Raw genomic sequence first — 24769 nt, forward strand, 5'->3', positions numbered from 1 at the left:
CCCTCCCGCTCGCGGGAGAGGGGGAGAAACCACATTCAAGGAGCCGTCATGAGACTACTGGTCGTCTGGGTCATCAACGCCGTTGCGCTGTTCGTGTTGCCGTACCTCATCTCGTCGATCCACATCAAGAGCTTCGGCTCGGCGATGCTGGCGGCGCTGGTGCTGGGCCTGGTCAATACGCTGATCCGTCCGATCCTGGTGATCCTGACGCTGCCGGTCACGCTGCTGACGCTGGGGCTGTTTATCTTCGTCATCAACGCGCTGCTGTTCCTGTTTGTCGGCAACCTGCTGTCGGGCTTTACCGTCGGCGGCTTCTGGGCGGCCCTGCTGGGCTCCATCCTGTACAGCGTGATCTCGTGGCTGCTGGCTAGCCTGCTGCTGGGCGAACGCACCGCCTGACGCGGCCTGCACTGTCACGAATCCCATACCGCGCGCCGCGCCAACGCGGCGCGCCACCATCATGCAAGACCGCTACTTCAGCTTTGAATTCTTCCCGCCCAAGACGGCGGAGGGCACGGAGAAGCTGCGCAACACGCGTGCGCAGCTGGCCCCGCTCAAGCCCAAGTACATCTCGGTGACGTTCGGCGCCGGCGGCACCACGCAGCAGGGCACGCTGGACGCGGTCCTGGAAATCCAGCGCGAAGGCATCGAGGCCGCGCCGCACCTGTCGTGCGTGGGCTCGTCGTGCGAGAGCATCCGCGCCGTCCTGCAGCAGTACCGCGACGGCGGCATCCGCCATATCGTCGCGCTGCGCGGCGACATGCCCTCGGGCATGGGCGAGATCGGCGAGTTCCGCTACGCCAACGAACTGGTCGAGTTCATCCGTGCCGAGACCGGCGACTGGTTCAACATCGAAGTCGCCGCCTACCCCGAGTACCACCCGCAGGCCAAGTCGCCGCGCCACGACCTGGACAACTTCGTGCGCAAGGTCAAGGCCGGCGCCGACTCGGCCATTACGCAGTACTTCTACAACGCCGACGCCTACTTCCGCTTTGTCGACGATGTGCGTGCGCAGGGCGTGGAGGTGCCGATCGTGCCGGGCATCATGCCGATCACCAATTACTCGCAGCTGATGCGCTTCTCCGAGATGTGCGGCGCCGAAGTGCCGCGCTGGGTGGCCAAGCGGCTGGAGAGCTTCGGCGACGACCGCGAATCGATCCGCGCCTTCGGCCTGGACGTGGTCACCGCGCTGTGCGAGCGCCTGCTCGCCGCGGGCGTGCCGGGTCTGCACTTCTACACGCTCAATGCCGCCGGCGCCACCAAGGCGATCTGGCAGCGCCTGAAGCTGTAACGCCCGCCATGGCCACGCGCCGCCCCGATCCCTTCATCGAACATCTGCTCGAGCTGATGGGGCCGCTGGCGGCGCGCATCGGCCCTGTCAGCGCCAGGCGCATGTTCGGCGGCCATGGCCTGTTCTATGACGGGCTGATGTTTGCGCTGGTGTCGGGCGGCACCTGCTACCTGAAGGCCGATGACGCCACGCGCGGCAAGTTCGAGGCCGAGGGCAGCGAGCCCTTCCGCTACCAGTCGGCAAAGCGCGAGGTCACCATGCGCCACTACCTGAGCCTGCCGCCGGCGGCGCTAGAGTCGCCCGGCGCGATGACACCCTGGGCGAAGCTGGCGGTAGAGGCGGCGCTGCGGCTGGGGAATGCGGGCTGAGGCAAGGTCCCGCTATCGCGCCGATCTGCCGACAGTGCCATACTCGGCACCATGGTCACCGCCACCTTCCGCTTCTACGAGGAACTGAACGACTTCCTCGCGCCGGACCAGCGCCGGCGTGACCTGTCCTGCGCCTGCGCGCGCGCCGCCACGGTCAAGCACATGATCGAGGCGCTGGGCGTGCCGCATACCGAAGTCGAGCTGATCCTGGTCAATGGCGAATCGTCCGGCTTCGAGCGGCAGCTGCGCGATGGCGACCGGGTCTCGGTCTATCCCAAGTTCGAACGGCTCGACGTGTCCCCGCTGCTGCGGGTACGCGAGCAGCCGCTGCGGGTGATGCGCTTTGTCGCCGACGCGCACCTGGGCGGCCTGGCGCACCTGCTGCGCATGACCGGCTTCGACACCCTCTATGACAACCATTTCGAAGACAGCGAGATCGAGCGCATCGCCGTCGACCAGGGCCGCGTGGTGCTGACTCGCGACCGCGAGCTGCTCAAGCGCCGCGGCATCACCCACGGCTGCTATGTGCGCGCGATCAAGTCGCAACTGCAGGTGCGGGAGATCTTTGCGCGGCTGGACCTGGCGCGCAGCGCACGGCCGTTCTCGCTGTGCCTGGACTGCAACGCGCCGCTGCGCGCGCTGGATGCGGCCGGCGCGGCCGGGCGCGTGCCGGAGGGGGTGCTCGAGCGCCATCGCAGCTTTGTTACCTGCGACCAGTGCCGGCGCGTGTTCTGGGAGGGCTCGCACTGGCGCTGCATGCGTGCGCTGGTGGATGAGCTGGTGCGGGGCGCCGAGGCCGGGCCGGGTTAGTGTCCTGTTCCGCAAATACCTTGCCATGGAATCGCCCAGTTGGCCGCCAAGCGTCGTTGCTCGTCGTTGCCATAGCTACGGCTATGGCGCCTCCTCGCGCCTAGCTTGACGACCAACTGGACGATTTCATTTTGGCAAAGCTATCTACGGAACAGGACACTAGAACTGGCCGGATTCCGTAACGATCCAGTCCATGGCAATGTCATGCGGCTGCGCCTGCAACGGTAGCCGGCAGCTTTCGTAGCCAATGCCGATCGCTACTGGCCGCTGCGCCATGGCCGCCAGCGTGCGGTCGTAGAAGCCACCGCCGTAGCCCAGGCGGAACTTGTCCGGGCTGAAACCGACACAGGGTATGAGCAGCGCATCGGGCGTCACGGCCTCGGTGCCGTCCGGCACCGGGATGCCGTAGTGGCCGGTGGCCATGGGCGTGTCCGGTGTCCACAGGTGGAAATCCAGCGGCGCGCCCGGGCGGCTGACCGACGGCAGCGCGGCGCTGCGGCCAGGCATGGCGGCGAGCCAGCGGCCGACCGCGTCGCGCGCATCGAACTCCTGCTGGATCGGCCAGTAGAAACCCAGGCAGCGCACGGCCAGGCCGGCCAGCAATCCGGACAGCGCGGCGGCGATGCGTGCGTCGGCTTCGGCGCGTGCGGGCAGGGCGGCGCGTTGCGCCAGCAACTGCGTGCGCAGTGCACGACGGTCGTCGGCGGCGGGGTTGGGTGCGGTCGTGACAGGAGTGGATGACATGGCGTGGGATAATGCCCCTCGTCCGAACCAAACACGGACGGCGGAGCCGCGGCTGGGCACAAGGTTGCAGGCGCCGGCGCCGCCGTCATCGACAAGGAAGCAAAGAATGCTGAAGGGAGTATATCTGCAGCGTGCCGGCCGGGCCGCCTGGATCGCGCTGGCATGTGCACTGCTTGTCACGCCCGTCCATGCGCAGAAGCGCCCGCAGGCGGTGTCGCGCCCGCAGGCGGCGGTGATCCCGAGCGATCCCGACGAGGCCTTCACCGCGCTGCGCGAAGCCGCGCGCAAGAACGACGTAGAGCGCGCCTACGCGATCTCGGCCACGCTGGTGGACTACCCGGTCCCGTCCTATGTCGAGTACTTCCGCATCAAGCCGCAGCTGTTCGACGCCAGCGGCCTGGCGCGCATCGATGCGCCCGACGATCAGGTGCGCGCATTCCTGCAGCGCTACAAGGGCGACGCCATTGCCGACCGCATGCGCAATGACTGGCTGCTGGTGCTGGGCAAGAAGCGCGACTGGGCCAATTTCGATGTCGAGTATCCGCAGTTCGCGCTCAAGGACGATACCCAGGTCGAGTGCTATGCGCTGCTGTCGCGCGCGCTCAAGGGCCAGAACGTGGCCGCCGATGCGCGCAATGTGCTGAGTGACCCCAAATACTACGGCGAAGGCTGTGTCGACCTGATCGGCTACCTGGCGCAAAGCCAGCAGATCCAGCGCAGTGATGTCGCCTACCAGGCGCGTCTGGCGCTGGAACAGAACTTTGTCACGCTGGCCGGCAAGATCGCCGCGCTGGTGCCCGACGCGCGTGCGGATGGCGATACGCTGGCCACCGTCGTCAAGATGGCGCGCAACGACCCGTCGCAGGCAGCCGCCTACCTCGGCACGGCCCAGGGTGCGCTGTCGCGCGACGAGCAGGGTGCTGCCTGGGGCGTGATCGGCCAGTTCGCGGCCAAGAAGCTGCTGCCCGATGCGGCCGGCTTCTACCGCCGCCAGATGGACCTGGGCGGCAACCAGTGGCTCTCCGACGACACGCAGGAATGGCGCGTGCGCGCCGCGCTGCGCCAGGGCGACTGGAAGCAGGTGCGCCAGGCGGTGGAGCTGATGCGCCCCGAACTGCGCGCCAAGGATCCGGCCTGGATCTACTGGTATGGCCGCGCGCTCAAGGCCGACGGCCGCGACACCGAGGCCCAGCAGAACTTCCAGCAGATCGCCGGCCAGTTCAACTTCTACGGCCAGCTGGCCAGCGAAGAGCTGGGCAACCGCATCACGCTGCCAGCGCGCACCACCGTCAGCGACGCCGAGGCCATGGCCATGCGCACGCGCGCCGGTTTTCAGCGGGCGCAGAAATTCTATGCCATGAACCTGCGCTTCGAAGGCAACCGCGAGTGGAACTGGGAACTGCGCAATATGAGCGACCGCGAGCTGCTGGCCGCGGCCGAATATGCGCGCCGCCTGGAACTTCTGGACCGCACCGTCAACTCCGCCGACCGCACCCGCAACGAACATGACTTCACGCTGCGTTTCCTGATGCCGTACCGCGACATCATGCAGCGTGCCACCGACGATGTCGGCCTGGACATGGCGTGGGTCTACGGCCTGATCCGCCAGGAATCGCGCTTCCTCATGAACGCGCGCTCGTCGGCGGGCGCACATGGCCTGATGCAGGTGATGCCGGCCACGGCCAAGTACGTCGCGCGCAAGATCGGCATGGCCGACTTTTCGCCGTCGATGATGGCCGATCCCAATATCAACATCCTGCTCGGCACCAACTACCTGAACATGGTGCTGACAGACCTGGACAGCTCGTGGACGCTGGCTTCGGCTGCATACAACGCCGGCCCGGGCCGGCCCAAGGCCTGGCGCAGCACGCTGGCGCGGCCGGTGGAAGGCGCGATCTTTGCAGAGACCATTCCGTTCAATGAAACGCGCGGCTATGTGAAGAATGTGCTTTCCAACGCCACGTACTATGCTGCATTGATGAGTGGCCGGCCGCAGTCGCTGAAATCGCGCCTGGGCATGGTCGCGCCGTCGGCGGTGACCACTACCAGCCTGCCCTGAAGTTGCCCCTGCGGGGGCGGGCAGGACGGGCCCTGCCGGGACGATCCGGCGGGCCCGGGCTGACGCAGGGTGCCGCGGCGTGCAGTTTTCTTGGCACGGAGGCATCATGCAGACCAGCAACGTCCTCGTCATCGGTGGTGCCGGCTTTATCGGCAGCCACCTCGTCTCGCGCTTGGCCGGGGCTGCCTCGGCCTCGGGCGCGCCGCTGGAGCCCGGCGCCAACCCCGATTCCCCCATCGCCCCGGACCGCATCGTAGTCGGCGCGCGCAATATCGAGCACGCGCAGCACCTGCTGCTGTTGCCGCGCGTGGAAGTGGTGGAGCTGGGCCTGGCCGACAATGCCGCGCTGGACGACGCCATCGGCTCGCTGGGCGTGGATGGCATCGTCGTCAACCTGGTGGGCGTGCTGCACGGCGAGCGCGCCGACCCCTACGGCGAAGCCTTTGCCAGCGCGCATGTGGAGATGGTGCGGCAGATCGCGGCGTCGTGCCTGTCCACCGGCGTGCGCCGGCTGTTGCATATGAGCGCGCTGGGCGCGGACAGCAACGGGCCGTCGATGTACCTGCGCAGCAAGGGCGACGGCGAGCGCGTGGTGCGCGCCAGCGGGCTGGACTGGACCATCTTCCGGCCCTCGGTGGTGTTCGGCCCCGACGACCATTTCCTGAACCTGTTCGCCCACATGCAACAGATGGCCCCGGTGGTGCCGCTGGCGTGCGCGCATGCACGCTTCCAGCCGGTATTCGTGCAGGATGTGGTGCAGGCCTACCTGAATGCCATGGTGAACCCGGCCACGATCGGCCACGGCTATGAGCTGGGCGGCCCGCAGGTCTATACGCTGGAAGAGCTGGTGCGCTTTGCCGGCCGCGCGTCCGGGCATCCGCGCCCGGTGATCGCGCTGCCCGATGCGCTGGCACGGGTGCAGGCCAGCATCATGGAGCATATGCCGGGCGAACCGCTGCTGTCGCGCGACAACCTCGACTCGATGCAGCTCGACAATGTGCTGGAACACCCGGTCGCACCCGAACTGAACCTGCATCCGGCCAGCCTGGAGTCGATCATGACCGACGCGCTGGCCGGGCGCAACCGCGATACCACGCTGACCCATATGCGCGCGAGCGTGCACCGCTGACGGGCCCGGCGGCCGGTGTGCCCTATGTGACCGGATTTCATATCGGTTGCTAGCGCAATTCACTTTGACGCGGACGGCCGCGCTGGCAGAATGACCAGTCCGGCGCGCGGCCGCCACGCCGTCCTGCAGGCGGCAGGCGCCGCGCCTGCGCCGTCTCCCTCCGTTTCCTCCCCCAAGGACCCACGATGAAGCTCGTCATCGGCAACAAGAACTATTCCTCCTGGTCGCTGCGCCCGTGGCTGTTGCTGCGCCAGGCCGGCATTGATTTCGAAGAAGTGCAGGTGCGCCTGTTCACCGGCAGCTTCGCTGCCGAGATCGCGCGCTACTCGCCCGCGGGCAAGGTGCCGGCGCTGGTCGATGGCGAGGTCACGGTGTGGGATTCGCTGGCGATCTCCGAATACCTGGCCGAGCGCTTCCCGGAAAAGCACCTGTGGCCGGCCGACCGTGCCCAGCGCGCGGTGGCGCGCGCCGTCTGCGCCGAGATGCATTCGGGCTTCGGCAACCTGCGCAACCAGTTGCCGATGAACGTGACCGCGGTGCTGCCCGGGCGCGGCTGGAACGTGGCCGTGCAGCGCGACGTGGAGCGCATCGCCGCGATCTGGGAAGGGCTGCGCCAGCAGCACGGCGCGAACGGGCCGTTCCTGTTCGGCGAGTTCACCGTGGCCGACGCGTTCTTCGCGCCGGTGGTGAGCCGCTTTGCCACCTACGGCATCCACCTGCCCGACGAAGCCGAGGACGCCAAGGCCTATGCCGACTTCATGCTGGCGCTGCCGGCAATGCAGGAATGGATTGCCGGCGCACGCGAGGAACGCGACTTCCTGGCCGACGACGAACCCTACCGGCTGGCCCCGGATCGTCCCGATGCGATAATCATCAACCACTAGCAATACCGCTGGTGCCGGGCGCCAGCCCGGCACCAGCCCACGACGAGGCCAGAACGATGCAGGTGTATGCCGTCGGCGGCGCGATCCGCGACGAACTGCTGGGCAAGCCCAGCCAGGACCGCGACTACGTGGTCGTTGGCGCGACCCCGGCGCAGATGGAGGCCGCGGGCTTTCGCCCGGTGGGCAAGGATTTCCCGGTCTTCCTGCATCCGCGCACCCAGGAGGAATACGCGCTGGCCCGCACCGAGCGCAAGACCGCGATGGGCTACAAGGGCTTTGCCTTCTACTGCGAGCCCGATGTCACGCTCGAGGACGACCTGGTCCGGCGCGACCTGACCATCAACGCCATGGCGCGCGCCGTCGATGCCGACGGCAACCTGGCCGGTCCCGTGATCGACCCTCATGGCGGCCAGCGCGACCTGGCCGCGCGCTTGTTCCGCCATGTATCCGATGCCTTTGCCGAAGACCCGGTGCGCATCCTGCGGCTGGCGCGCTTTGCCGCGCGCTTCCAGGACTTCACCGTTGCCGCCGAGACCATGCGCCTGATGCGCGAGATGGTGGCCGCGGGCGAAGTCGATGCCCTGGTCCCCGAGCGCGTCTGGCAGGAACTGGCGCGCGGGCTGATGGAGGCGCGCCCGTCGCGCATGTTCGAGGTGCTGCGCGAATGCGGCGCGCTGGCGCGGCTGCTGCCCGAGCTGGACCGGCTGTGGGGCGTGCCGCAGCGCGCCGACTACCACCCCGAGGTGGATACCGGCGTGCACGTGATGATGGTGATCGACTGCGCCGCGGCGCTGGGCGCGCCGCTGCCGGTGCGCTTTGCCGCGCTGGTGCATGACCTGGGCAAGGGCACCACGCCTGAGGACGTGCTGCCGCGCCATACCGGCCACGAGATGCGCAGCGTCAAGCTGCTGGAAGCCGTCTGCGCGCGGCTGCGCGTACCCAACGACTGCCGCGACCTGGCGGTGGTGGTGGCGCGCGAGCATGGCAATATCCACCGCTCGCTGGAATTCAGCGCGGCGGCCGTGGTGCGCCTGCTTGAACGCTGCGATGCGCTGCGCAAGCCGGCCCGCTTTGCCGAAGCACTGCAGGCCTGCGAGGCCGACATGCGCGGACGCAAGGGCTTTGAGGCGAGCGCGTATCCCCAGGCGGCGCGCTTGCTGGCCGCGCTGGACGCGGCGGCGGCCGTCGACGCCGGCGCCGTCGCGCGCGCATGCGGCGATGATGTCAGCCAGATCCGCGACCGCGTTCATGCGGCGCGCGTGGCGGCGGTGGCGCAGCGGCTGGGGTGCTAGCGAAAAACCAGCACTGGAATCGTCGCGTGTGTCAGCACCTTGTGCGTCTCGCTGCCGATCAGCAGCGCCTGTAGCCCGCGCCGCCCATGCGAGGCCATCACGATCAGGTCGCACTTCCTCGCCTCAGCCTCGTCGATGATGGCCTGGAAGATGTGGTCGCCGGTGGGGCAGGCGGTTTCACACGGCACGCCCGCCGCGGCGGCCTCCTGCGCGATCGTTGCCAGGTAGGCCTCGGCCTGCCGGTAGGCTTCCTGCATGAAGCGTTGCCGGGTTTCCTGGAGCATGGCGGTCTGCAGGCGCATCACGTCATAGTGCGCGACGACCTGGATCGCGGTGAGGCGGGCCTGTATCGAGCTGGCCAGCTCGATGGCCTTGCGGTAGGCCGTATCGGACAGGTCCGAGCCGTCGACCGCCACGAGCAGATGCTTGAACATTTTGGTCTCCTTGTAAGCCGGCGCCGCACCGCAGCGGTGGCTCAGGCGCCAAGAAATAGCCGGCCGACCTCCGGGTCCCGGCCCAGTTCGCCACCGGTGCCGGCCATGGCCAGCTGCCCGGCCACCAGGACATAGCCGAGGTCGGCGAAGGCGAGCCCTTTGCGGGCGTTCTGCTCGACCAGGATAATGGTCTTGCCCTCGTCCTGCTGCAGCTGGCGCAGGTGTTCGAACACCAGGTCGACATAGCGCGGCTCCAGCCCGATCGAGGGCTCGTCCACCAGCAGCACGGCGGGGTCCATCATCAGCGCGCGCGAGATTTCCAGCAGCCTGCGCTCCCCGCCGGAGAGCACGCTGGCGCGCTCGCCGCGCCGTTGCGCGAGCGCGCCATGGCGCTGGAAGATGCGCTCGGCCGCAGCCCTGGCGTCGCGCGAGTGCGGCATCAGGTACCCGCCCATCAGCAGGTTTTCTTCGACCGTCATGTCAGGGAAGATCGAACCCTCCTGCAGCACATAGGCTACGCCTGCCTGCCGCAGCTTCTGCTCGGCACGCAGGTGGGTGACCGGCGCGCCGGCCACGGTGATGGTCCCCGACATGACCCGGGCCAGGCCGTAGATGGCGCGCAGCACGGTGGACTTGCCCGCGCCGTTCGGGCCGATCAGGCACAGCGAACCGCCGCGCGCCACGCGCAGGCTGAAGCCGTGCACGATTTCCATGGCGCCATAGCCGGCGACCAGGTTGTCCACCGCGACCATCGGCGTGCCGCCGGCCAGTTGCTCGAGTTGCCCGATCGTTGGCCGGGGACGCGAGAGCGCTGCGGCGAGCGTGGCGGCTGGTGCGTGGACAGCCGGCTGGGCCGCGGTGTGCGCGCTGATCATGGCTGTCCTCCCAGGTAGGCCTCGATCACCGTGGGGTTGGCCGTGATCTGCGCTGGCGATCCCTGCGCCAGCACCTCGCCATGCGCCAGGCAATAGATGTGGCCGGCCAGCTGCATCATTACCCGCATATTGTGTTCGATCACCAGCAGGGTGATGCCAAGCCGCGCGTTGATGTCCCTGAGCAGCGCGATCAGGCTGTCGATCGTCACCGGGTTCACGCCGGCGGTGGGCTCATCGAGCAGCAGCAGCCTGGGCTCGTTCATCAGGGCCATGCAGATCTCGAGCAGCTTCTGCTGCCCGAACGAGAGGTCGGCGCCGCGCCGGTCCCCGTGGTCCTCCAGCCCGGCCATGCGCAGGGTCTGCCGGGCCCGCTCCGTCACTGCTGGTGCCTGCCGCATGCACATGGCGGCGAGTCCTTCACGCATATGCGGCACGCTGACCAGCAGGTTCTGCAGGCAGCTCATCTTGCCGAACACCCGCGTCTGCTGGAAGGTGCGCACCAGGCCCAGGCGAGCGATCTCGGGAACGCGCAGCCGCGAGATCTCGCGCCCGTCGAACGCGATCGACCCGCCGTCGATCGGGTGGTAGCCGACGATCGAATTGAACAGGGTCGTCTTGCCCGAACCATTCGGCCCGATCAGGCCGACGATGCTGCCGTGCGGCACTTGCAGGGAGATGTCATGGTTGGCGACGACACCGCCGAAGCGCTTGGTGACGCCGCGCACCGCAAGCAGGTCGTTCATGGCGCGGGACTCCCCGTGATGCGCCGGCGGTTGGCACTGTAGTCGCGCAGCCAGCCCATGATGCCGGTCGGGAACAGCACCACGATCAGCACGATCAGCACGCCCAGCGCAACGCGCTGCCAGTTCAGCAGGTAAGTCCAGAACAGTTCCTGGGTCAGGTGGAACAGCGCGGCGCCGATCACCGGCCCCCACAGCGTGCCCTTGCCGCCCAGGATTGCCATCACCACCATCCACACGCCGAAGGTGGCGCCGGCAAAGGCCAGTTCGCGCGGATCGATGAAGCCCACCAGGTTGCCCGTCAGGGCGCCCGCCATGCCGAGGAAGAGGGCGCACACGCACCACGCCAGGATCTTGTAGCGCGTCGTGTGCAGGCCGAGCGCCTCGGCCTTGTCCTCGTCATCGCGGATGGCATTGAGCGCGAGACCGAACGGTCGCGCATAGAGCCAGCGCAGCGACAGCAGGGTCACTACGGCCAGCACCAGCATCGCGTAGTAGAAGAACGGCTCGCGGCTGCCGGCAGCACCCGGGAACAGCGGCAGCGTCATGCCCGATCCCGCGCCGATGAAATCCCAGCCGGCGGCACCATCGGCGCAGGCGATGCCCAGGCCCAGCGTTCCGATGGCGAAGTAGTGGCCGCGCAAGCCCAGCATGGCCGGGCCCAGCGCAAGCGCCGCCGCCACGGCCGCCAGCGCCGCCAGGCCGGTACCCACCGCCAGCCCGGCGAAGTAGCCCAGCCCGAAGTCGCGCTGCACCACCGCGCAGACATAGGCACCCACGCCGAAGAACACGATGTTGCCGAACGAGTTATAGCCCATCTGCCCGCCCATCACATCCCACGTCAGCGCAAATAGAACCATCAGCCAGAGAAAGGTCAGCTGCGTGGTGATGCCGGCGAACAGCCACGGCGCGATCAGCGCGCCCACGCTGCCCGCAAGCAGCGCCATCCAGGCCGCCCCGGCGGCCGAGGTGACCGGGAGATCCGATTCGGGCCGGCGTGCGCCGCGCAGGTGCGGGTTCATCGCAGGTAGCCGCGCCGCCGGCGCAGCATCAGGTTGCGGCTTACCAGGATCGCCACCAGCAGGGCGTAGAGGAAGGCGGTCTGGTACTCGGTGCCGAGCAGGAAGCCGGCATAGTTCTCGGCAATGCCCAGCCCGCCGCCGGCGCCAAGCACCGGCAGCATGCTGCCCAGCCCGGCCACCACCACGATCATGAAGGCGCGCACGGTATAGGGCAGGCCCAGGTAGGGGTGGATAATCCAGGTCATTGCCACCAGCCCGCCCGCCGCGCCGCAGATGGCGGCGTTGAGCGCGAAGGTCGAGGCATAGATGCGATCGGCGTCCACCCCCAGTACACGGGCAGCGCGCGCGTTCTGGGCGGTCGCCCGGATCGCCTGGCCGCGGCGCGAATGCCTGAGGAACAGCATCAGGCTGGCGCCCAGCGCCAGCGCTGCGGCGAACGCTGCCAGCTTGATCTTCGGCACCACCAGTCCGCCCGGCAGCAACAGGCTGCCCAGCCCCGCATCGACCGTACGCACATTGGCGCCGAAGGCCAGGTTGGCGAGCTGCTGCAGCACGATGCTCAGGCCGAAGGTGGCCAGCACCGAGACAAAGAGATCGCGCTCGACCAGGCGGAAGATAACGATGCGATAGAGACCCCAGCCCACGCAGTACATCACCGCCGCGGCAACCGGCACGGCCAGCATCGGGGGCACGCCCTTGCCAACCAGCCAGATCACGATATAGCCGCCCAGCATCACCAGCTCGCCCTGGGCTATGTTGATGAGATTCATCACGCCCCATACCAGCGCCATGCCGTAGGCCGCCAGCGCAAAGATCGCGCCGGCCAGCAGGCCATCCACCACGAGCTGCAGGTTCAGCTCGGGACTCTGGAAGAGGACCGCGAGATTGCTCATCTGCGTCAGGCCGCGCAGCAGCCCCCTATTTGCGCCGCGCCCAGGCAGGTGCCGGATAGATGACCTTCGACGACGCCCACTTGCCCGGCGCGACCACCTTGAACTTGCCGTCCTGCACCTGGTACAGCACCATCGACTTGGCGATATTCTTGCCGCTCTGGTCAAACCTGAGCGGGCCGTAGAACGTCATCAGGTCGGTTTTTGCCAGGGCATCGCGGACCTTCTCCGTATCGAACGAGCCGGCACGCTCGAAGGCGTCGGCGAACGCCAGCACCGCGGCGGTGGACTCGGCCGCCTGGTATGGCGCCTCGTAGTGGTACTCCTTCTCGAAGCGCTGCGCGTACTGGTCAGCCGTGCCGAACCAGCGGTCCTTGTAGCCAAGCGTGCGGTCCCATTGCGAGCCACACACCGCGAATTCGGCGCTCTTGCCGAATTTCTCGATGACCTGCGCGGAGTCGCAATGGGTCAGCGCCAGCATCGGCACGTCGATACGCATCTCCGCTACCTGCCGCACCGCCAGCGCCGCGCCCTTTTCATGGCCGGATACCACCAGGATGTCCGGCTTGAGCGCCTTTACCTTGGCCAGCGTGGCCGACATGTCGTTCAGCTCAGGCGGCAGCTTGTCGTCGATTACCACCTGCATGCCCAGGCGTTTCGCATCCTCTTCCACGCCGTCGCGCACGTCCCGCGAGAAGTTGTCGTTCTCGATGGCGATGGCCACCTTGAGGCTCTTCGGCGACTTGCCTGCCCGCTGCGCTTCCTCGGCGGCGAGCTGGATGGCCGAGCGCAGGTAGTAGTCGGAGGTGTTGAGCACCGCGAACATGTAGCGGTAGCCCTGCGTGAACAGGTTGCGGTCCGCGCCGTTGCCCTCGACCATCGGAATCTTGTACTTCTCCGTGACCGGGGCGATCGCCTTGGTGAGCCCCGAACTGTAGGGCCCCAGAACGTACTTGACGCCGTCCTGGTTGATCAGCCGTTCGGCCAGCTGTGCGCCGCGGGCCGAGGTGGATTCGTCGTCGTAGTAGAGGACCTTCAACTGATAGGCCTTGCCGCCAACCTTGACGCCGCCCATCTCATTGACGCGTTTCACGGCAAGGTTGTAGCCGTCCTGGGTGTTCTTGCCATTGGTGGAGTACTTGCCGGTCAGGGAAACCGCGGCACCGAGGACGATGGTGTCGCCCTCCACCTTGGCGGCGGCGGGGGCCGACACGGCCAGGCCAAGACCGGCCAGGGCGCAGACGGCGGCATGGCGCAAATGGATAGCGGGCCTGGGATCGCCTGGTGAGTCCTGTTTGGACGCGTTTTTCATGGCACCTCCTCACTCTCTCCAACGTAGGACTCATTTCTGAAAGCGGAAGTGCCCGTATGTCACGGGTCCATCACTCCATGAGGTGTTCCCGGGATTCCCTATTCATGAAATGAGGCCTACGCTTGAGGTGATCAGGCAGATCGTTGCTCGACCGGGATGGGAGCCGACCGCTTTCTCACATGAGGAGATAGCCATGGCCAAGACAGCGCATCCAGGTGGTACCCACGTGGCAGTCGCCACCAGCCCCAATACAAATACCAATACCGGCAGGCGCGGATTCATCCGGGCCACTGGCGCGGTCGGGCTTGCCGCCGGCCTCGGACCTTTCGTGATCCCGCGCTATGCCCATGCGGCAAAGCACACGCTCAAGATCCTGCAGTGGAACCACTTCGTGCCGGGCTACGACAAGTGGTTCGACGACACCTATGTGAAGGAGTGGGGGCAGAAGAACGACACCGAGGTGGTGGTCGACCACGTCGGCATCCCGGCGCTGGCCACGCGTGCCGCCGCCGAAGTGTCCGCGCAGAAGGGACACGATCTGTTCATGTTCCTGTCGCCGCCCCCGGTCTACGAGGAGCAGGTGATCGACCATCGCGAACTCTACGAGGAATGCCAGCGCAAGCATGGCAAGCCGATGGAGCTGGCGATCAAGAGTACCTACAACCCGAAGACGAAGAAGTACTTCGGCTTCTCCGACAGCTTCGTGCCGGACCCGATCAACTACCGCAAGGACCTCTGGGACGAGGCCGGCATGAAGCCGCCAGACACCTGGCTGGATGTCCTGGCCGCCGGGCGCAAGATCAAGGCCAAGAGCGGCATCCCGGTCGGCGTGGGGCTGTCCGCGGAACTTGATACCGCGATGGCGATGCGCGCCATCCTGTATGCCTTCGGCGGCTCGGTGCAGGACGACCGGCACACCGTGGTGCTGAACTCGAAGAACACGATCGAAGCGGTGAAGTTCGTCAAGGCGCTGTACCAGGAGGCCATGGCGCCGGATGTGCTGGCATGGGACCCGTCGTCCAACAACCGCGCCATGCTGGCGGGCAAGATCTCGCTCTGCCTTAACGCCATCTCCATCACCCGCGAGGCCGAGAACAAGAACCTGCCGATCGCGCGCGACATCTGGCTCACGCAGGCGCTGCAGGGGCCGGTGCGGCGCATCGCGCTTGAACACGTGATGGACTGCTACGTGATCTGGAAATTCGCCGAGAACATCGCCGGCGCGAAGAAGTTCCTGGTCGACTATATCGATAACTTCCGGCAGGGCTTCCTGGGCAGCGAGTTCTACAACTTCCCTTGCTTCCCCAGTACCGTGCCAGACCTGCAGAAGCTGATCGCCGACGACCAGAAAGCCACGCCGCGCGACAAGTACAAGGTGCTCGGCGCGCTGATGAACCAGGCGACCAATGTCGGCTACCCCGGCTACGCCAACGCGGCCGTCGACGAGATCTTCAATACCTGGGTTCTCAATACCATGTTCGCCAAGGCAGCCACGGGCGACGAGACGCCGGAGAACGCAGTCCGGATCGCCGATGCCGCGTGCAAGCGCATTTTCTCGAAGTGGCGCGACAAGGGCATGGTGTAGCTCGCGGCAGGATATGGCTTCAGTAGAGGTTCGCTCGCTCACCAAGCATTTCGACGGTGCCAACGTGGTCGATAACGTCGACCTTGGCGCCCGCGATGCCGAGTTCCTGGTGCTGCTGGGGCCGTCCGGCTCCGGCAAGACCACGCTGCTGCGCCTGATTGCCGGGCTCGAGACGCCCAGCCACGGCGATATCCTGGTGGACGGCCGCGTCGTCACGGCGCTGCCGCCCAGGCTGCGCAACATGGCGATGGTGTTCCAGAGCTACGCCCTGTACCCGCACCTGAATGTGTTCGACAACATCGCCTTCCCGCTGCGGGCCAGGCACATGTCGCGCGAGGAGGTCGGGCGCAAGGTGGACTGGGCCGCGCAATTGTTCGGCATCGGACATCTGCTGCAGCGCAAGCCGCGCCAGCTGTCCGGCGGCGAGCGCCAGCGGGTGGCGCTGGCGCGCGCGGTGGTGCGCGAGCCGGTGGCGTTCCTGCTCGACGAGCCCTTGTCCAATCTCGACGCCAAGCTGCGGACCTCGGCGCGCGACGAGCTGCAGCGCTTCCAGCGCCGGCTCGCCATCACCACTGTCTACGTCACGCATGACCAGATCGAGGCGCTGGGCCTGGGCGACCGCATCGCCATCCTCGACCACGGCAGGATTCACCAGATCGGCACGCCGCAGGAGGTCTATGAACGTCCCGCCGATCTCTTTGTCGCCACCTTTATCGGCTCGCCGCCGATGAACCTGATCGAGGCCGACGGGGTCGTGACCGGGTTCCGGCCCGAGCATTTCCTGCCGCGCGAAGCCTATCCCGCGGCGGATGCGCTGCGCGCCTTTGCCATGGACGTGACGCGCATCGAGAACCTGGGCTCGGACCGCCTGGTGTACGGCAAGCTGGAAGCGCCGCTGCCGCCGGCCAGCGTGGTCTCGCGCATTCCCTGCACGGTGACGGTCCCGATCGAGCCCGGCGCCGGTCACCGCTTCGTGGTGCGCGAACGCGACCTGCGCCGCTTCGATGCGAAATCCGGGGCCAGCCTGGGGGCCGCGCCGTGACGCCGCTGCATATCGCCACCGGGCAGCCCGCGCAGGACCAGGCGCGCCAGCCCGCGCAGCGCCTGGCCGACGACGACCGCTGGCTCGGCCGCGCCATGCTGGCCCCGGCGGTGATCTACATCGCGCTGCTGGTCGGCTTTCCGTTCATGCTGTCGATCTACTACAGCCTCTCCGATGCCACGGTGGGCAGCCAGGTGCTGCACTTCGTCGGCCTGGAGAACTTCCGGCGCGTGCTGGAAAGCAATACGTTCTGGCGTTCGCTGCGCAACGCGCTGGTCTTCACGCTGGTGTCGCAGGTGCTGGTGGTGGTGCTGGCCAAGATGCTGGCAATGGCCCTGTACCAGGACTTCCGCGGCAAATGGCTGGTGCGCCTGCTGATCCTGCTGCCGTGGGTGGCGCCGATCTCGCTCGGCACCATCGGCTGGCTGTGGATCTTCGATCCGGTCTACAGCATCATCAACTGGACCCTGGCCGCCGTCGGCGTGCTGGGGCCGCGCAACTGGCCGGTGTGGCTGGGCCAGCCGGAGCTGGCGATGGCCTCGGTCATCGTGGTGGATGTCTGGCGCCTGCTGCCGCTGGCCACGGTGATCATCCTCGCCGGCCTGAGCGGCATCCCGCAGGACATCCACGACGCCGCCGCCATGGATGGCGCCGGCTTCTGGCGGCACCTGTTCCTCATTAACCTTCCGTTGGTGATGCCCATCATGCTGGTGGCGCTCCTGTTCGGCATCGTCTTCACCTTCACCGACATGATCATCATCTACGTGCTGACCCGCGGCGGGCCGTACGACACCACCCAGGTGCTGGCCAGCCTGGCCTTCTTCACCGGCATCCAGGGCGGTGACCTGGCGGAAGGGGCCGCCATCTCGCTGTTCCTGTTCCCGGTGCTGGTGGCGGTCGTGATTGTGCTGCTGACCGTGGCGCGCCGCGCGGAGGTGACCTGAAATGCGCGCCGCTGCCATCACTTACCGGCGCTGGGCTGCGCGCGGTGCCCACTTCGGCCTGCTTGCCGCCTTCGTGGCGTTCTGCGCGTTTCCCTTCTACTGGATGCTGATCACGACCTTCAAGGATGTGCACGACCTGATCAACACCGCCAACAACCCGTTCCTGTTCAACCTGCCGCCGACGATGGAGAACCTGCGGATCCTGTTCGGCGAGACCCGCTATCTGCGCTGGGTGCTCAATACCCTGGTCGTGGCAGTGGGCGTGGTGCTGATCACGCTGCTGCTGGCCGTGCCCGCTGGCTACAGCCTGGCCCGGCTGTCGGGCCGCTGGGGCCGGCAGTGGGCCATCGGCATTTTCCTGACCTACCTGATTCCGCCAACCATCCTGTTCATCCCGTTCTCGCGCATCATCGGCTCACTCGGACTGCAGGATTCGCTCTGGTCGCTGGTGCTGGTGTATCCCAGCTTCACGGTGCCGTTCTGCAGCTGGCTGATGATGGGGTTCTTCAAGGCGGTGCCGCGCGACATCGAGGAAGCCGCGATGATGGACGGCCTGAGCCGCTTCGGCGCGTTCCTGAAGGTGGTGGTGCCGCTGTCGTCGAGCGGGATACTGACCGTGGTTATCTTCAGCGCGACGCTGGCGATGCAGGAGTTCGTCTATGCGCTGACCTTTATCACCAGTTCGTCGCAGTACACGGTGAGCGTCGGCGTGCCGACCTTCCTGGTGCGGGGCGATGTCTATTTCTGGGGTTCGCTGATGGGCGCCTGCCTGATCGTCAGCGTACCGGTGGCTGCGCTCTACAACAGTTTCCTTGACCGCTTCGTCGCCGGGTTTACCGTCGGCGCGATCAAGTGATCAGGTGGACTAAAGCAGCTTGCCGATCACCAGCGCCACCATCGACAGCAGGATCGTCGAAGCAAACGGCAGTACAAACTCGCGCCCGAACAGCCGGAAGCGCACATCTCCGGGCAGCCGTCCCAGTCCGACCTTCTGCAGCCACGGCAGCGCCGCGGACAGGATGATCACGCTCAGGAAAATCGTCAGGGTCCAGCGCAGCATGGGGGCTCCGGTGCCGTTACAGGGTATGGCAGCGGTCGCCGCGGGCAAAGCCGTCCATCGGTTCGCTGTCGTCCAGGGCGCGCGTGAGCGCGATTACCTTGAACAGCTCGCCCATCTCGGCTTCTGACAACAGCTTCTGCACCGCATTGGCCTGCGGCAGGAAGGCGCGCGCGTCGGACGGGTCCAGCGCCATCAGCAGCTCGGTGATGCCTGCATTCATCAGGAAGCGCGCCTGCGAGGCAAAGCCCGCCACGGTCAGTCCCGCATCCACCGCGGCGAGCGCAATGCCGCTGAAATTCACGTGGGCGGTGATGTCCTGCAGGCCCGGGTACAGGAACGGGTCCGGGTGCGCATGATGGCGGTAGTGGCACATCAGCGTGCCGCCGGCGCGCTGCGGGTGGTAGTACTCGCCCGCCGGGAAGCCGTAGTCGATAAAGAAGGCCGCGCCGCGCGCCAGCATGGCGCCGACCGCGCGGGTAAAGCCCTCGGCTTCGGCATGGGTCTCGGTGACGAGGTCGTGGTCGCCGGGGATGTCGCGCAGGGCCTCGGGCACGTCGGCATCGGCCAGCGGGCGGTCCTCGAAGCGGAAGGCGGATGTGGCATCGTCGCCGCGCACTACGCCGCGCTCATGCCAGCGGCTGCCGCTACGTGCGTAGAGTTGTACCGGCATCGCATCGAGCACTTCATTGCCGACGATCACGCCTTCAAAGCTGGCAGGCAGCGTATCGAGCCAGGTGACGCGGTCCGCCAGGTGCGGCGCGCGCTGCGCCAGCGTGGCCTGCTGGCGCGCGCGCAGTTCGCCCGACAGCTCGACGATGGCGTAGGTGTCCGGCAACTGGCCTTCCTGCTCCAGCCCCAGCAGCAGGTCCGCCGCCAGCCGGCCGGTGCCGGCGCCGAATTCCAGCATGCGCGGCAATCCCTGCGCCAGCAGCGGCGCGAACTGGCGCGCCAGCGTACGCGCGAAAAAGGGGCTCAGCTCCGGGGCGGTGATGAAGTCGCTGCCGTCGCGGGCATCGCGCCCGAACTTGGCCGAACCGCCGCTGTAATAGCCCAGGCCGGGCGCGTACAACGCCAGCGCCATATAGCGGTCAAAACCGATCCAGCCGCCGGCCGCGTCGATGGATTCGCCAATGCGGGCCGTAAGGGTATCGGACGCGGCCTGCGCGTCGGCGGGGGGAAGGGGTAAACTAGCGGCTTTCTGCATCCTGCGATTGTAGCAATGCCCGCATCCAAGACTCCTGCCAGCCAGACCGGTGACCAGACCCATAGCCAGACTGGTAGCCAGCGCGCCACCGCCCGCGGCGTGGCGCTGGTGACCGGCGGCGCGCGCCGCCTGGGCCGCGCCATCGCGCTTGAACTGGCGGCGCAGGGCTGGGACGTGGCCGTGCACTGCCATCGCTCGGTGGACGAGGCCGAAGCCCTGGCCGCGCAGATCCGCGCGCTGGGCCGCCGTGCCGCGGTGCTGCGCGCCGACCTGGCCGACGAAGCCGCCACCGGCCGCCTGGTGGCGGACTGCACCGCCGCGCTGGGCGTGCCTACTTGCCTGGTCAACAACGCTTCGCTGTTCCAGTACGATGTGGCGACCAGCTTCTCATATGCGTCGCTGGATACGCATATGCGCACCAACGTGGCGGCGCCGCTGCTGCTCGCGCGCGAACTGCACAAGGCGCTGGGCGCCGCTGCCGGCAACGACAAGGTCATCGAGCCGCGCGGCGTGGTGATCAACCTGCTGGACCAGAAGCTGGACAACCTGAACCCGGACTTCCTGTCGTACACGCTGTCCAAGGCGGCGCTGCAGACCGCCACGGTGCAGCTGGCCCAGGCGCTGGCGCCGCGCCTGCGCGTGGTGGGCGTGGCCCCCGGCATCACGCTGGTGTCGGGCGAGCAGTCCGAGCAGAGCTTCCGCCGCGCACATCGCGTGACGCCGCTGGGCCAGTCGTCCACGCCCGAGGATATCGCCCAGGCGGTGGCCTACCTGGCGCAGGCGCGCGCCGTGACGGGCACCACGCTGTACGTGGACGGCGGCCAGCACCTGATGCCGCTGGCGCGCGACGTGATGTTCCTGACCGAGTAAGCTGGAAGCCAGCAACCGAATACCGTAGTGCCTGATGTGCCGCGTCCGCCGGGCGCGGCTTCCTTTTTCCCCTCAGCAGCCCGCTCATGACCATGCTCGCCGCCCTTTCCCACCCCAGCCTGCAAGACTGCCGACGCATGTTCCTGCGCAACTACGAAGTGCAGATCAATATCGGCGTGCACGAATTCGAGAAGAAGGGCGAGCAGCGGGTGCTGATCAATATCGACCTGTTCGTGCCGCTGGCGCAGAGCACCCCGCAGGCCGACAAGCTCGATGAAGTGGTCGACTACGACTTCATGCGCAACACCGTGGCCGAGCGCATGGCGCAGGGCCACGTGCACTTGCAGGAAACCTTGTGCGACGACGTCGCGCGCGCGATGCTGAAGCATCCCAAGGTGCGCGCGGTGCGCGTCTCGACCGAGAAGCCCGACGTCTACCCGGACTGCGATTCGGTCGGGGTCGAGGTCTTCCATATCAAGCAGGCCTGAGCCGCGGTTCCACTGGCGCCAGCACCGTGCGGGCGCCTAAAGTAAAATGTTGCCCCTTCGCGCCGCGCCGGCCATTCCATCCGGCGGGCGCCACGCAACAGGATGCTCCATGAGCCACTCGAACAACTTCTACCGCCTCGAGACGAGGCTGCAATCGCAAACCGGCAAGGCCATCGGTGACTTCGGCATGATCGAGGACGGCGATACCGTGCTGGTCTGCATGAGTGGCGGCAAGGACTCGTACACCATGCTGTCTGTCCTGATGGCGCTGCAGAAGCGCGCGCCGATCCAGTTCAAGCTGATCGCGATGAACCTGGACCAGAAGCAGCCCGGCTTCCCGGAACACATCCTGCCGGAGTACCTGAAATCGGTCGGCGTGGAATATGTGATCGTCGAGGCGGATACCTACTCGATCGTCAAGGAGAAGGTGCCCGAGGGCAAGACCACCTGCTCGCTGTGCTCGCGCCTGCGCCGCGGCGTGATCTACCGTACCGCCAAGGAGCTGGGCGCCAACAAGATCGCGCTGGGCCACCACCGCGACGACATCGTCCAGACCTTCTTCCTGAACATGTTCTTCGGCGGCAAGATGAAGGCGATGCCGCCCAAGCTGTCGACCGACGATGGCCAGCACATCGTGATCCGCCCGCTGGCGTACTGCTCGGAGAAGGACATCGCGTCGTACGCGCGCGCCATGGAATTCCCGATCATCCCGTGCAACCTGTGCGGCTCGCAGGAAAACCTGCAGCGCAAGAAGGTCAGCGAGATGCTGCAGGACTGGGAGCGCCAGAACCCGGGCCGTATCGACAATATCTTCTCGGCGCTGCGCAACGTGGTGCCGTCGCACTTGGCCGATACCGACCTGTTCCCGTTCACCGGGCTGGCCACTGGGCTGGCCAAGGTGGATGAAGCGTCACTGTTCGGCGAAACCACCTTCCAGCAGCAGCCGCTGATGTTTGCCGGCAACGTGGAAGAGAACCGGATGGAGTTCGTGCGCTTCGAGCGCCCGCCCGCGGCTGCCGCGGCACCGGCGGCTGAGCAGGCCGGCACGCAGTAAGACTGCCCCGCCTGTTTTCTCCCTCTTCCGCAAGCGGGAGAGGGAGAAAACAATCGGCATTTTTCAATTGCCCTAATTCGCAGCCGCCGCCCGCACCGGGGCGTTTGCCTTATCGCGCATCAATGCATGCGTGTCGTCGATCCATTTCTGGAACCGGTCTTGCGCATGCGCCTTCTGCTGCGGCGTGGTCATGTTGGCGATGGCCACGGTCAGCGCGATGCCTGCGTTGTCACTGGCTTCATGGCTGGCGGCAAGCCTGGCTGGCGGGTTCTGCCAGTATTCGCGGAAGCGGTGCAGCACGTCTATCACCTGTGCCTTGGGTGGCTGCGTGGCCTGCACGTAGCGCACCATCTTGAGCCATTCCTGCTGCCGGGCGACGCGCTCGGCGTAGCGCGCCTCGGCATTCTGCACCACCGGGCCTATCCTGGCGCGGATGGCCTTTTCCTGATCGCTGGAGAAGTTGCCGTAGACCAGCCGCGCGTACTCCATCACCTTGTCATAGCGCGCTTCCTCGCGCTCGGCAGGGTTGGGATTCAGGAATTTCTTGCGGTACTTGGCATTGCCCTCGCCAAATTTCTTCTCCATGCGGCCGATCTGCTCAGGCGTCAGCGTCAGCAACAGGTCGGCGAGGTCGGGCATCGCTTGTTCGAAGGACTTGCGCGCCAGTTGCTGCGAGGCGTCCTGGAAGTGCTCGACCGTGGCCGGTGTCACCGGTTGGCGCACCTCGGCCTTGGCCTGTTGCAGCAAGGTGGCGATTTCCGGCAATTGCGCCTTGCGATGCCAGGCAAAAAAGCGCGCAATGGCCTCGCGCGTGAGCGGCTCCTGGGCTGTGGTGACATCGACGTAGTTGTCGATCCACCAGTAGGCCAGGTGGTCACCCTGCTGGTATCCCAGCTTCATGGCGCTGCAGGCGCACAAGGCCGCGGCGCCCAGAATCGCGAAAATCCGCCGGGCCCAGCAATTGTGAAATTCAGAAACGGCGGCCCGATGCGCAGAAACCGCCATGTTAAAATCGGCGCGCATCGATGCCGGCCTGCCCAGGTGGCCGCCAGCCAAGTCCTGGCAAGGGTTTGCGGGGTTATGCGCAGGCCTGGCCGCACGTTTTCGCCAAACCTGGCGGCGCAGTCCGCCAAACACCCGGCTGGCGTTTTCAAGAATATTTTCGGACACACTCACTTAGGGGTCTCCTTGTGAATATCGTCATTCTCGCCGCGGGCATGGGCAAGCGGATGTATTCCGATTTGCCCAAGGTACTGCACCCGGTAGCCGGGCGGCCCATGCTCGCGCATGTCCTGGACACCGCCCGTGCGCTGTCGCCGTCGCGGCTGGTGGTCGTGGTCGGCCACGGTGCCGGGCGCGTGCGCGAGGCCGTTGCCGCCGACGATGTCGCCTTTGCCGAACAGCCCCAGCAGCTTGGCACGGGCCATGCGGTGATGCAGGCACTTCCCTTGTTGGACGACAGCCAGCCCACGTTGGTTCTGTATGGTGACGTGCCGCTCACCAGCGCTGCCACGCTCCAGGCACTCGTAGCCGAAGCCGGCACGCAGCGCTTTGGCGTGCTGACCGTGGAAATGCCCGACCCGACCGGCTATGGCCGCATTGTGCGCGATGCCGCGGGCAGCATCGTCCGCATCGTCGAGCAGAAGGATGCCAGCGACGCCGAGAAGGCCATCCGCGAGATCAACACCGGCATTATCGTGTGCCCCACCGGCCACCTGCGCAAGTGGCTGTCGACGCTGCGCAACGATAATGCCCAGGGCGAGTACTACCTGACCGACACGGTCGAGCGCGCCGTGGCCGATGGCGTGGAGACCGTCTCGGCCCAGCCGGCGGCGATCTGGGAGACGCTCGGCGTCAACAGCAAGCTGCAGCTGGCCGAGGTCGAGCGCATCCACCAGGGCAACCAGGCCCGGCGCCTGCTGGAAGCCGGCGTGACGCTGCTGGATCCGGCCCGTATCGACGTGCGCGGCGAACTGAGCTGCGGGCGCGACGTTACTATCGACGTGGGCTGCGTTTTCGAAGGGCGCGTGCACCTGGAAGACGGTGTGCGCATCGGCGCCCATTGCGTGATCCGCAACAGCACCGTCGGCGCCGGCGCCCAGGTGCACCCGTTCTGCCATATTGACGAGGCCAGGGTTGGCCCCGCCGGGCGCATCGGGCCGTACGCGCGGCTGCGTCCTGGCACCGAGCTGGGCGAGGACGTGCATATCGGTAACTTTGTCGAGGTCAAGAACGCCCAGGTGGCCGCGCACAGCAAGGCCAACCACCTGGCTTATGTGGGCGATGCCACGGTGGGGTCGCGCGTCAATATTGGCGCGGGTACCATCACCTGCAACTATGACGGGGTGAACAAGCACCGCACGGTGATCGAGGACGATGTCTTTATCGGCTCCGACACCCAGCTGGTGGCCCCGGTGACGGTGCGCCGCGGCGCCACGCTGGGTGCCGGCACCACGCTGACCAAGGAGGCGCCCGCCGACAAGCTGACGCTGTCGCGGGCCAAGCAGCTGACCATCGACGCCTGGCAGCGCCCGGTCAAGCAGCCGAAGAAGTAAGCGTCAGAGGGCCGTCCGCGGGCGGCCAGGGCACGCGCCGCCTCGGTGAGGCGGCGCCACAGGATTCATACCGGCGCCTGAGGTCTACGGGCAGGCGCCAGCAAACGGGGGTTCAGC

The 24769-nt window shown here is 66.9% G+C and carries 26 protein-coding genes; 16 read left to right on the top strand and 10 right to left on the bottom strand.

Annotated features, from left to right (window positions below; all coding sequences use genetic code 11):
• Positions 1-48: 48 nt before the first annotated feature.
• The 4 genes from CNE_RS01170 (at position 49) to CNE_RS01185 (ending at position 2469) form a co-directional block, all read left to right on the top strand.
• Complete coding sequence (locus tag CNE_RS01170; protein ID WP_013955325.1) at positions 49-399, top strand: phage holin family protein; 351 nt, start codon at positions 49-51, stop codon at positions 397-399.
• A gap of 61 nt (positions 400-460) precedes the next feature.
• Positions 461-1291: a methylenetetrahydrofolate reductase [NAD(P)H] gene (metF, locus tag CNE_RS01175; RefSeq protein ID WP_013955326.1), complete on the top strand. Its 831-nt coding sequence runs from the start codon at positions 461-463 to the stop codon at positions 1289-1291.
• A gap of 8 nt (positions 1292-1299) precedes the next feature.
• Positions 1300-1659 (top strand): TfoX/Sxy family protein, encoded by a 360-nt coding sequence (locus CNE_RS01180; RefSeq protein WP_013955327.1) that lies wholly within the window; start codon positions 1300-1302, stop codon positions 1657-1659.
• A gap of 51 nt (positions 1660-1710) precedes the next feature.
• Positions 1711-2469, top strand: a complete 759-nt coding sequence (locus tag CNE_RS01185; RefSeq protein ID WP_013955328.1) for a Mut7-C RNAse domain-containing protein — start codon at positions 1711-1713, stop codon at positions 2467-2469.
• A 159-nt stretch (positions 2470-2628) separates the two neighbouring features.
• Here the strand turns inward: CNE_RS01185 and CNE_RS01190 are convergent, their stop codons facing one another.
• Entirely contained in the window at positions 2629-3213 is a 585-nt protein-coding gene (locus CNE_RS01190; protein ID WP_013955329.1) for a 5-formyltetrahydrofolate cyclo-ligase, read from the bottom strand.
• A 106-nt stretch (positions 3214-3319) separates the two neighbouring features.
• Here CNE_RS01190 and CNE_RS01195 point away from each other — a divergent pair, with 106 nt between their 5' ends.
• The 4 genes from CNE_RS01195 to CNE_RS01210 all read left to right on the top strand — a co-directional run bounded on the left by CNE_RS01195 (position 3320) and on the right by CNE_RS01210 (position 8577).
• Entirely contained in the window at positions 3320-5272 is a 1953-nt protein-coding gene (locus CNE_RS01195; protein ID WP_013955330.1) for a lytic transglycosylase domain-containing protein, read from the top strand.
• Between the two features lie 106 nt (positions 5273-5378).
• On the top strand, positions 5379-6401 hold the full coding sequence (locus CNE_RS01200) for a complex I NDUFA9 subunit family protein (RefSeq protein WP_013955331.1): 1023 nt from the start codon (positions 5379-5381) through the stop codon (positions 6399-6401).
• A gap of 185 nt (positions 6402-6586) precedes the next feature.
• Positions 6587-7285: a glutathione S-transferase family protein gene (locus tag CNE_RS01205; protein WP_013955332.1), complete on the top strand. Its 699-nt coding sequence runs from the start codon at positions 6587-6589 to the stop codon at positions 7283-7285.
• Positions 7286-7341: 56 nt separating this feature from the next.
• Positions 7342-8577 (top strand): multifunctional CCA addition/repair protein, encoded by a 1236-nt coding sequence (locus CNE_RS01210; RefSeq protein WP_013955333.1) that lies wholly within the window; start codon positions 7342-7344, stop codon positions 8575-8577.
• Here CNE_RS01210 and CNE_RS01215 read toward each other — a convergent pair.
• Genes CNE_RS01215 through CNE_RS01240 form a run of 6 tightly spaced genes read right to left on the bottom strand, consistent with a single transcriptional unit; the run spans position 8574 to position 13850 of the window.
• Entirely contained in the window at positions 8574-9011 is a 438-nt protein-coding gene (locus CNE_RS01215; protein ID WP_013955334.1) for a universal stress protein, read from the bottom strand. The two genes, CNE_RS01210 and CNE_RS01215, sit on opposite strands and share 4 nt — an antisense overlap.
• A gap of 41 nt (positions 9012-9052) precedes the next feature.
• Positions 9053-9886: an ABC transporter ATP-binding protein gene (locus tag CNE_RS01220; RefSeq protein ID WP_013955335.1), complete on the bottom strand. Its 834-nt coding sequence runs from the start codon at positions 9884-9886 to the stop codon at positions 9053-9055.
• Complete coding sequence (locus CNE_RS01225) at positions 9883-10629, bottom strand: ABC transporter ATP-binding protein (RefSeq protein WP_013955336.1); 747 nt, start codon at positions 10627-10629, stop codon at positions 9883-9885. Before CNE_RS01225 ends, CNE_RS01220 begins: the two co-directional genes overlap by 4 nt.
• Entirely contained in the window at positions 10626-11648 is a 1023-nt protein-coding gene (locus CNE_RS01230) for a branched-chain amino acid ABC transporter permease (protein ID WP_148271556.1), read from the bottom strand. The genes CNE_RS01225 and CNE_RS01230 overlap by 4 nt, the downstream gene beginning before the upstream one ends.
• Complete coding sequence (locus CNE_RS01235) at positions 11645-12541, bottom strand: branched-chain amino acid ABC transporter permease (RefSeq protein WP_013955338.1); 897 nt, start codon at positions 12539-12541, stop codon at positions 11645-11647. Before CNE_RS01235 ends, CNE_RS01230 begins: the two co-directional genes overlap by 4 nt.
• 25 nt (positions 12542-12566) lie before the next feature.
• Complete coding sequence (locus CNE_RS01240; RefSeq protein WP_202947889.1) at positions 12567-13850, bottom strand: amino acid ABC transporter substrate-binding protein; 1284 nt, start codon at positions 13848-13850, stop codon at positions 12567-12569.
• A 193-nt stretch (positions 13851-14043) separates the two neighbouring features.
• Here CNE_RS01240 and CNE_RS01245 point away from each other — a divergent pair, with 193 nt between their 5' ends.
• From CNE_RS01245 to CNE_RS01260, 4 genes are read left to right on the top strand one after another with little or no spacing between them, the layout of a single operon-like run.
• A complete protein-coding gene (locus CNE_RS01245) occupies positions 14044-15435 on the top strand; it encodes an ABC transporter substrate-binding protein (RefSeq protein ID WP_013955340.1) in 1392 nt (463 codons plus the stop codon).
• Between the two features lie 13 nt (positions 15436-15448).
• Positions 15449-16477, top strand: a complete 1029-nt coding sequence (locus tag CNE_RS01250) for an ABC transporter ATP-binding protein (protein WP_013955341.1) — start codon at positions 15449-15451, stop codon at positions 16475-16477.
• Entirely contained in the window at positions 16474-17421 is a 948-nt protein-coding gene (locus CNE_RS01255) for a carbohydrate ABC transporter permease (RefSeq protein WP_013955342.1), read from the top strand. Before CNE_RS01250 ends, CNE_RS01255 begins: the two co-directional genes overlap by 4 nt.
• 1 nt (position 17422) lies before the next feature.
• Entirely contained in the window at positions 17423-18277 is an 855-nt protein-coding gene (locus CNE_RS01260; protein ID WP_013955343.1) for a carbohydrate ABC transporter permease, read from the top strand.
• Between the two features lie 9 nt (positions 18278-18286).
• Here CNE_RS01260 and CNE_RS01265 read toward each other — a convergent pair whose 3' ends face one another.
• Together CNE_RS01265 and CNE_RS01270 are read right to left on the bottom strand one after the other, a co-directional pair.
• Positions 18287-18481: a DUF2905 domain-containing protein gene (locus tag CNE_RS01265; RefSeq protein ID WP_013955344.1), complete on the bottom strand. Its 195-nt coding sequence runs from the start codon at positions 18479-18481 to the stop codon at positions 18287-18289.
• A 16-nt stretch (positions 18482-18497) separates the two neighbouring features.
• On the bottom strand, positions 18498-19685 hold the full coding sequence (locus CNE_RS01270) for a class I SAM-dependent methyltransferase (RefSeq protein ID WP_013955345.1): 1188 nt from the start codon (positions 19683-19685) through the stop codon (positions 18498-18500).
• Between the two features lie 15 nt (positions 19686-19700).
• Between CNE_RS01270 and CNE_RS01275 the strand changes: the two genes are divergently transcribed.
• The 3 genes from CNE_RS01275 (at position 19701) to ttcA (ending at position 22097) form a co-directional block, all read left to right on the top strand.
• Positions 19701-20555, top strand: coding sequence for an SDR family oxidoreductase (locus CNE_RS01275; RefSeq protein ID WP_080569529.1), 855 nt, complete (start codon positions 19701-19703; stop codon positions 20553-20555).
• A gap of 86 nt (positions 20556-20641) precedes the next feature.
• A complete protein-coding gene (locus tag CNE_RS01280) occupies positions 20642-21043 on the top strand; it encodes a dihydroneopterin aldolase (RefSeq protein WP_011614433.1) in 402 nt (133 codons plus the stop codon).
• A 109-nt stretch (positions 21044-21152) separates the two neighbouring features.
• Positions 21153-22097 carry a tRNA 2-thiocytidine(32) synthetase TtcA gene (gene ttcA, locus CNE_RS01285; protein WP_013955347.1) on the top strand — a complete coding sequence of 315 codons (945 nt, stop codon included), beginning with the start codon at positions 21153-21155 and terminating at the stop codon, positions 22095-22097.
• A 72-nt stretch (positions 22098-22169) separates the two neighbouring features.
• Here ttcA and CNE_RS01290 read toward each other — a convergent pair whose 3' ends face one another.
• Positions 22170-22997 (bottom strand): DUF6279 family lipoprotein, encoded by an 828-nt coding sequence (locus CNE_RS01290; protein WP_041227695.1) that lies wholly within the window; start codon positions 22995-22997, stop codon positions 22170-22172.
• Positions 22998-23287: 290 nt separating this feature from the next.
• On the opposite strand from CNE_RS01290, the gene glmU reads away from it, so the two are divergent.
• Positions 23288-24652, top strand: a complete 1365-nt coding sequence (gene glmU / locus CNE_RS01295) for a bifunctional UDP-N-acetylglucosamine diphosphorylase/glucosamine-1-phosphate N-acetyltransferase GlmU (RefSeq protein ID WP_013955349.1) — start codon at positions 23288-23290, stop codon at positions 24650-24652.
• The last annotated feature ends 117 nt before the right edge of the window (positions 24653-24769 follow it).

It is taken from the genome of Cupriavidus necator N-1 (assembly GCF_000219215.1).
GTDB lineage: Bacteria > Pseudomonadota > Gammaproteobacteria > Burkholderiales > Burkholderiaceae > Cupriavidus > Cupriavidus necator.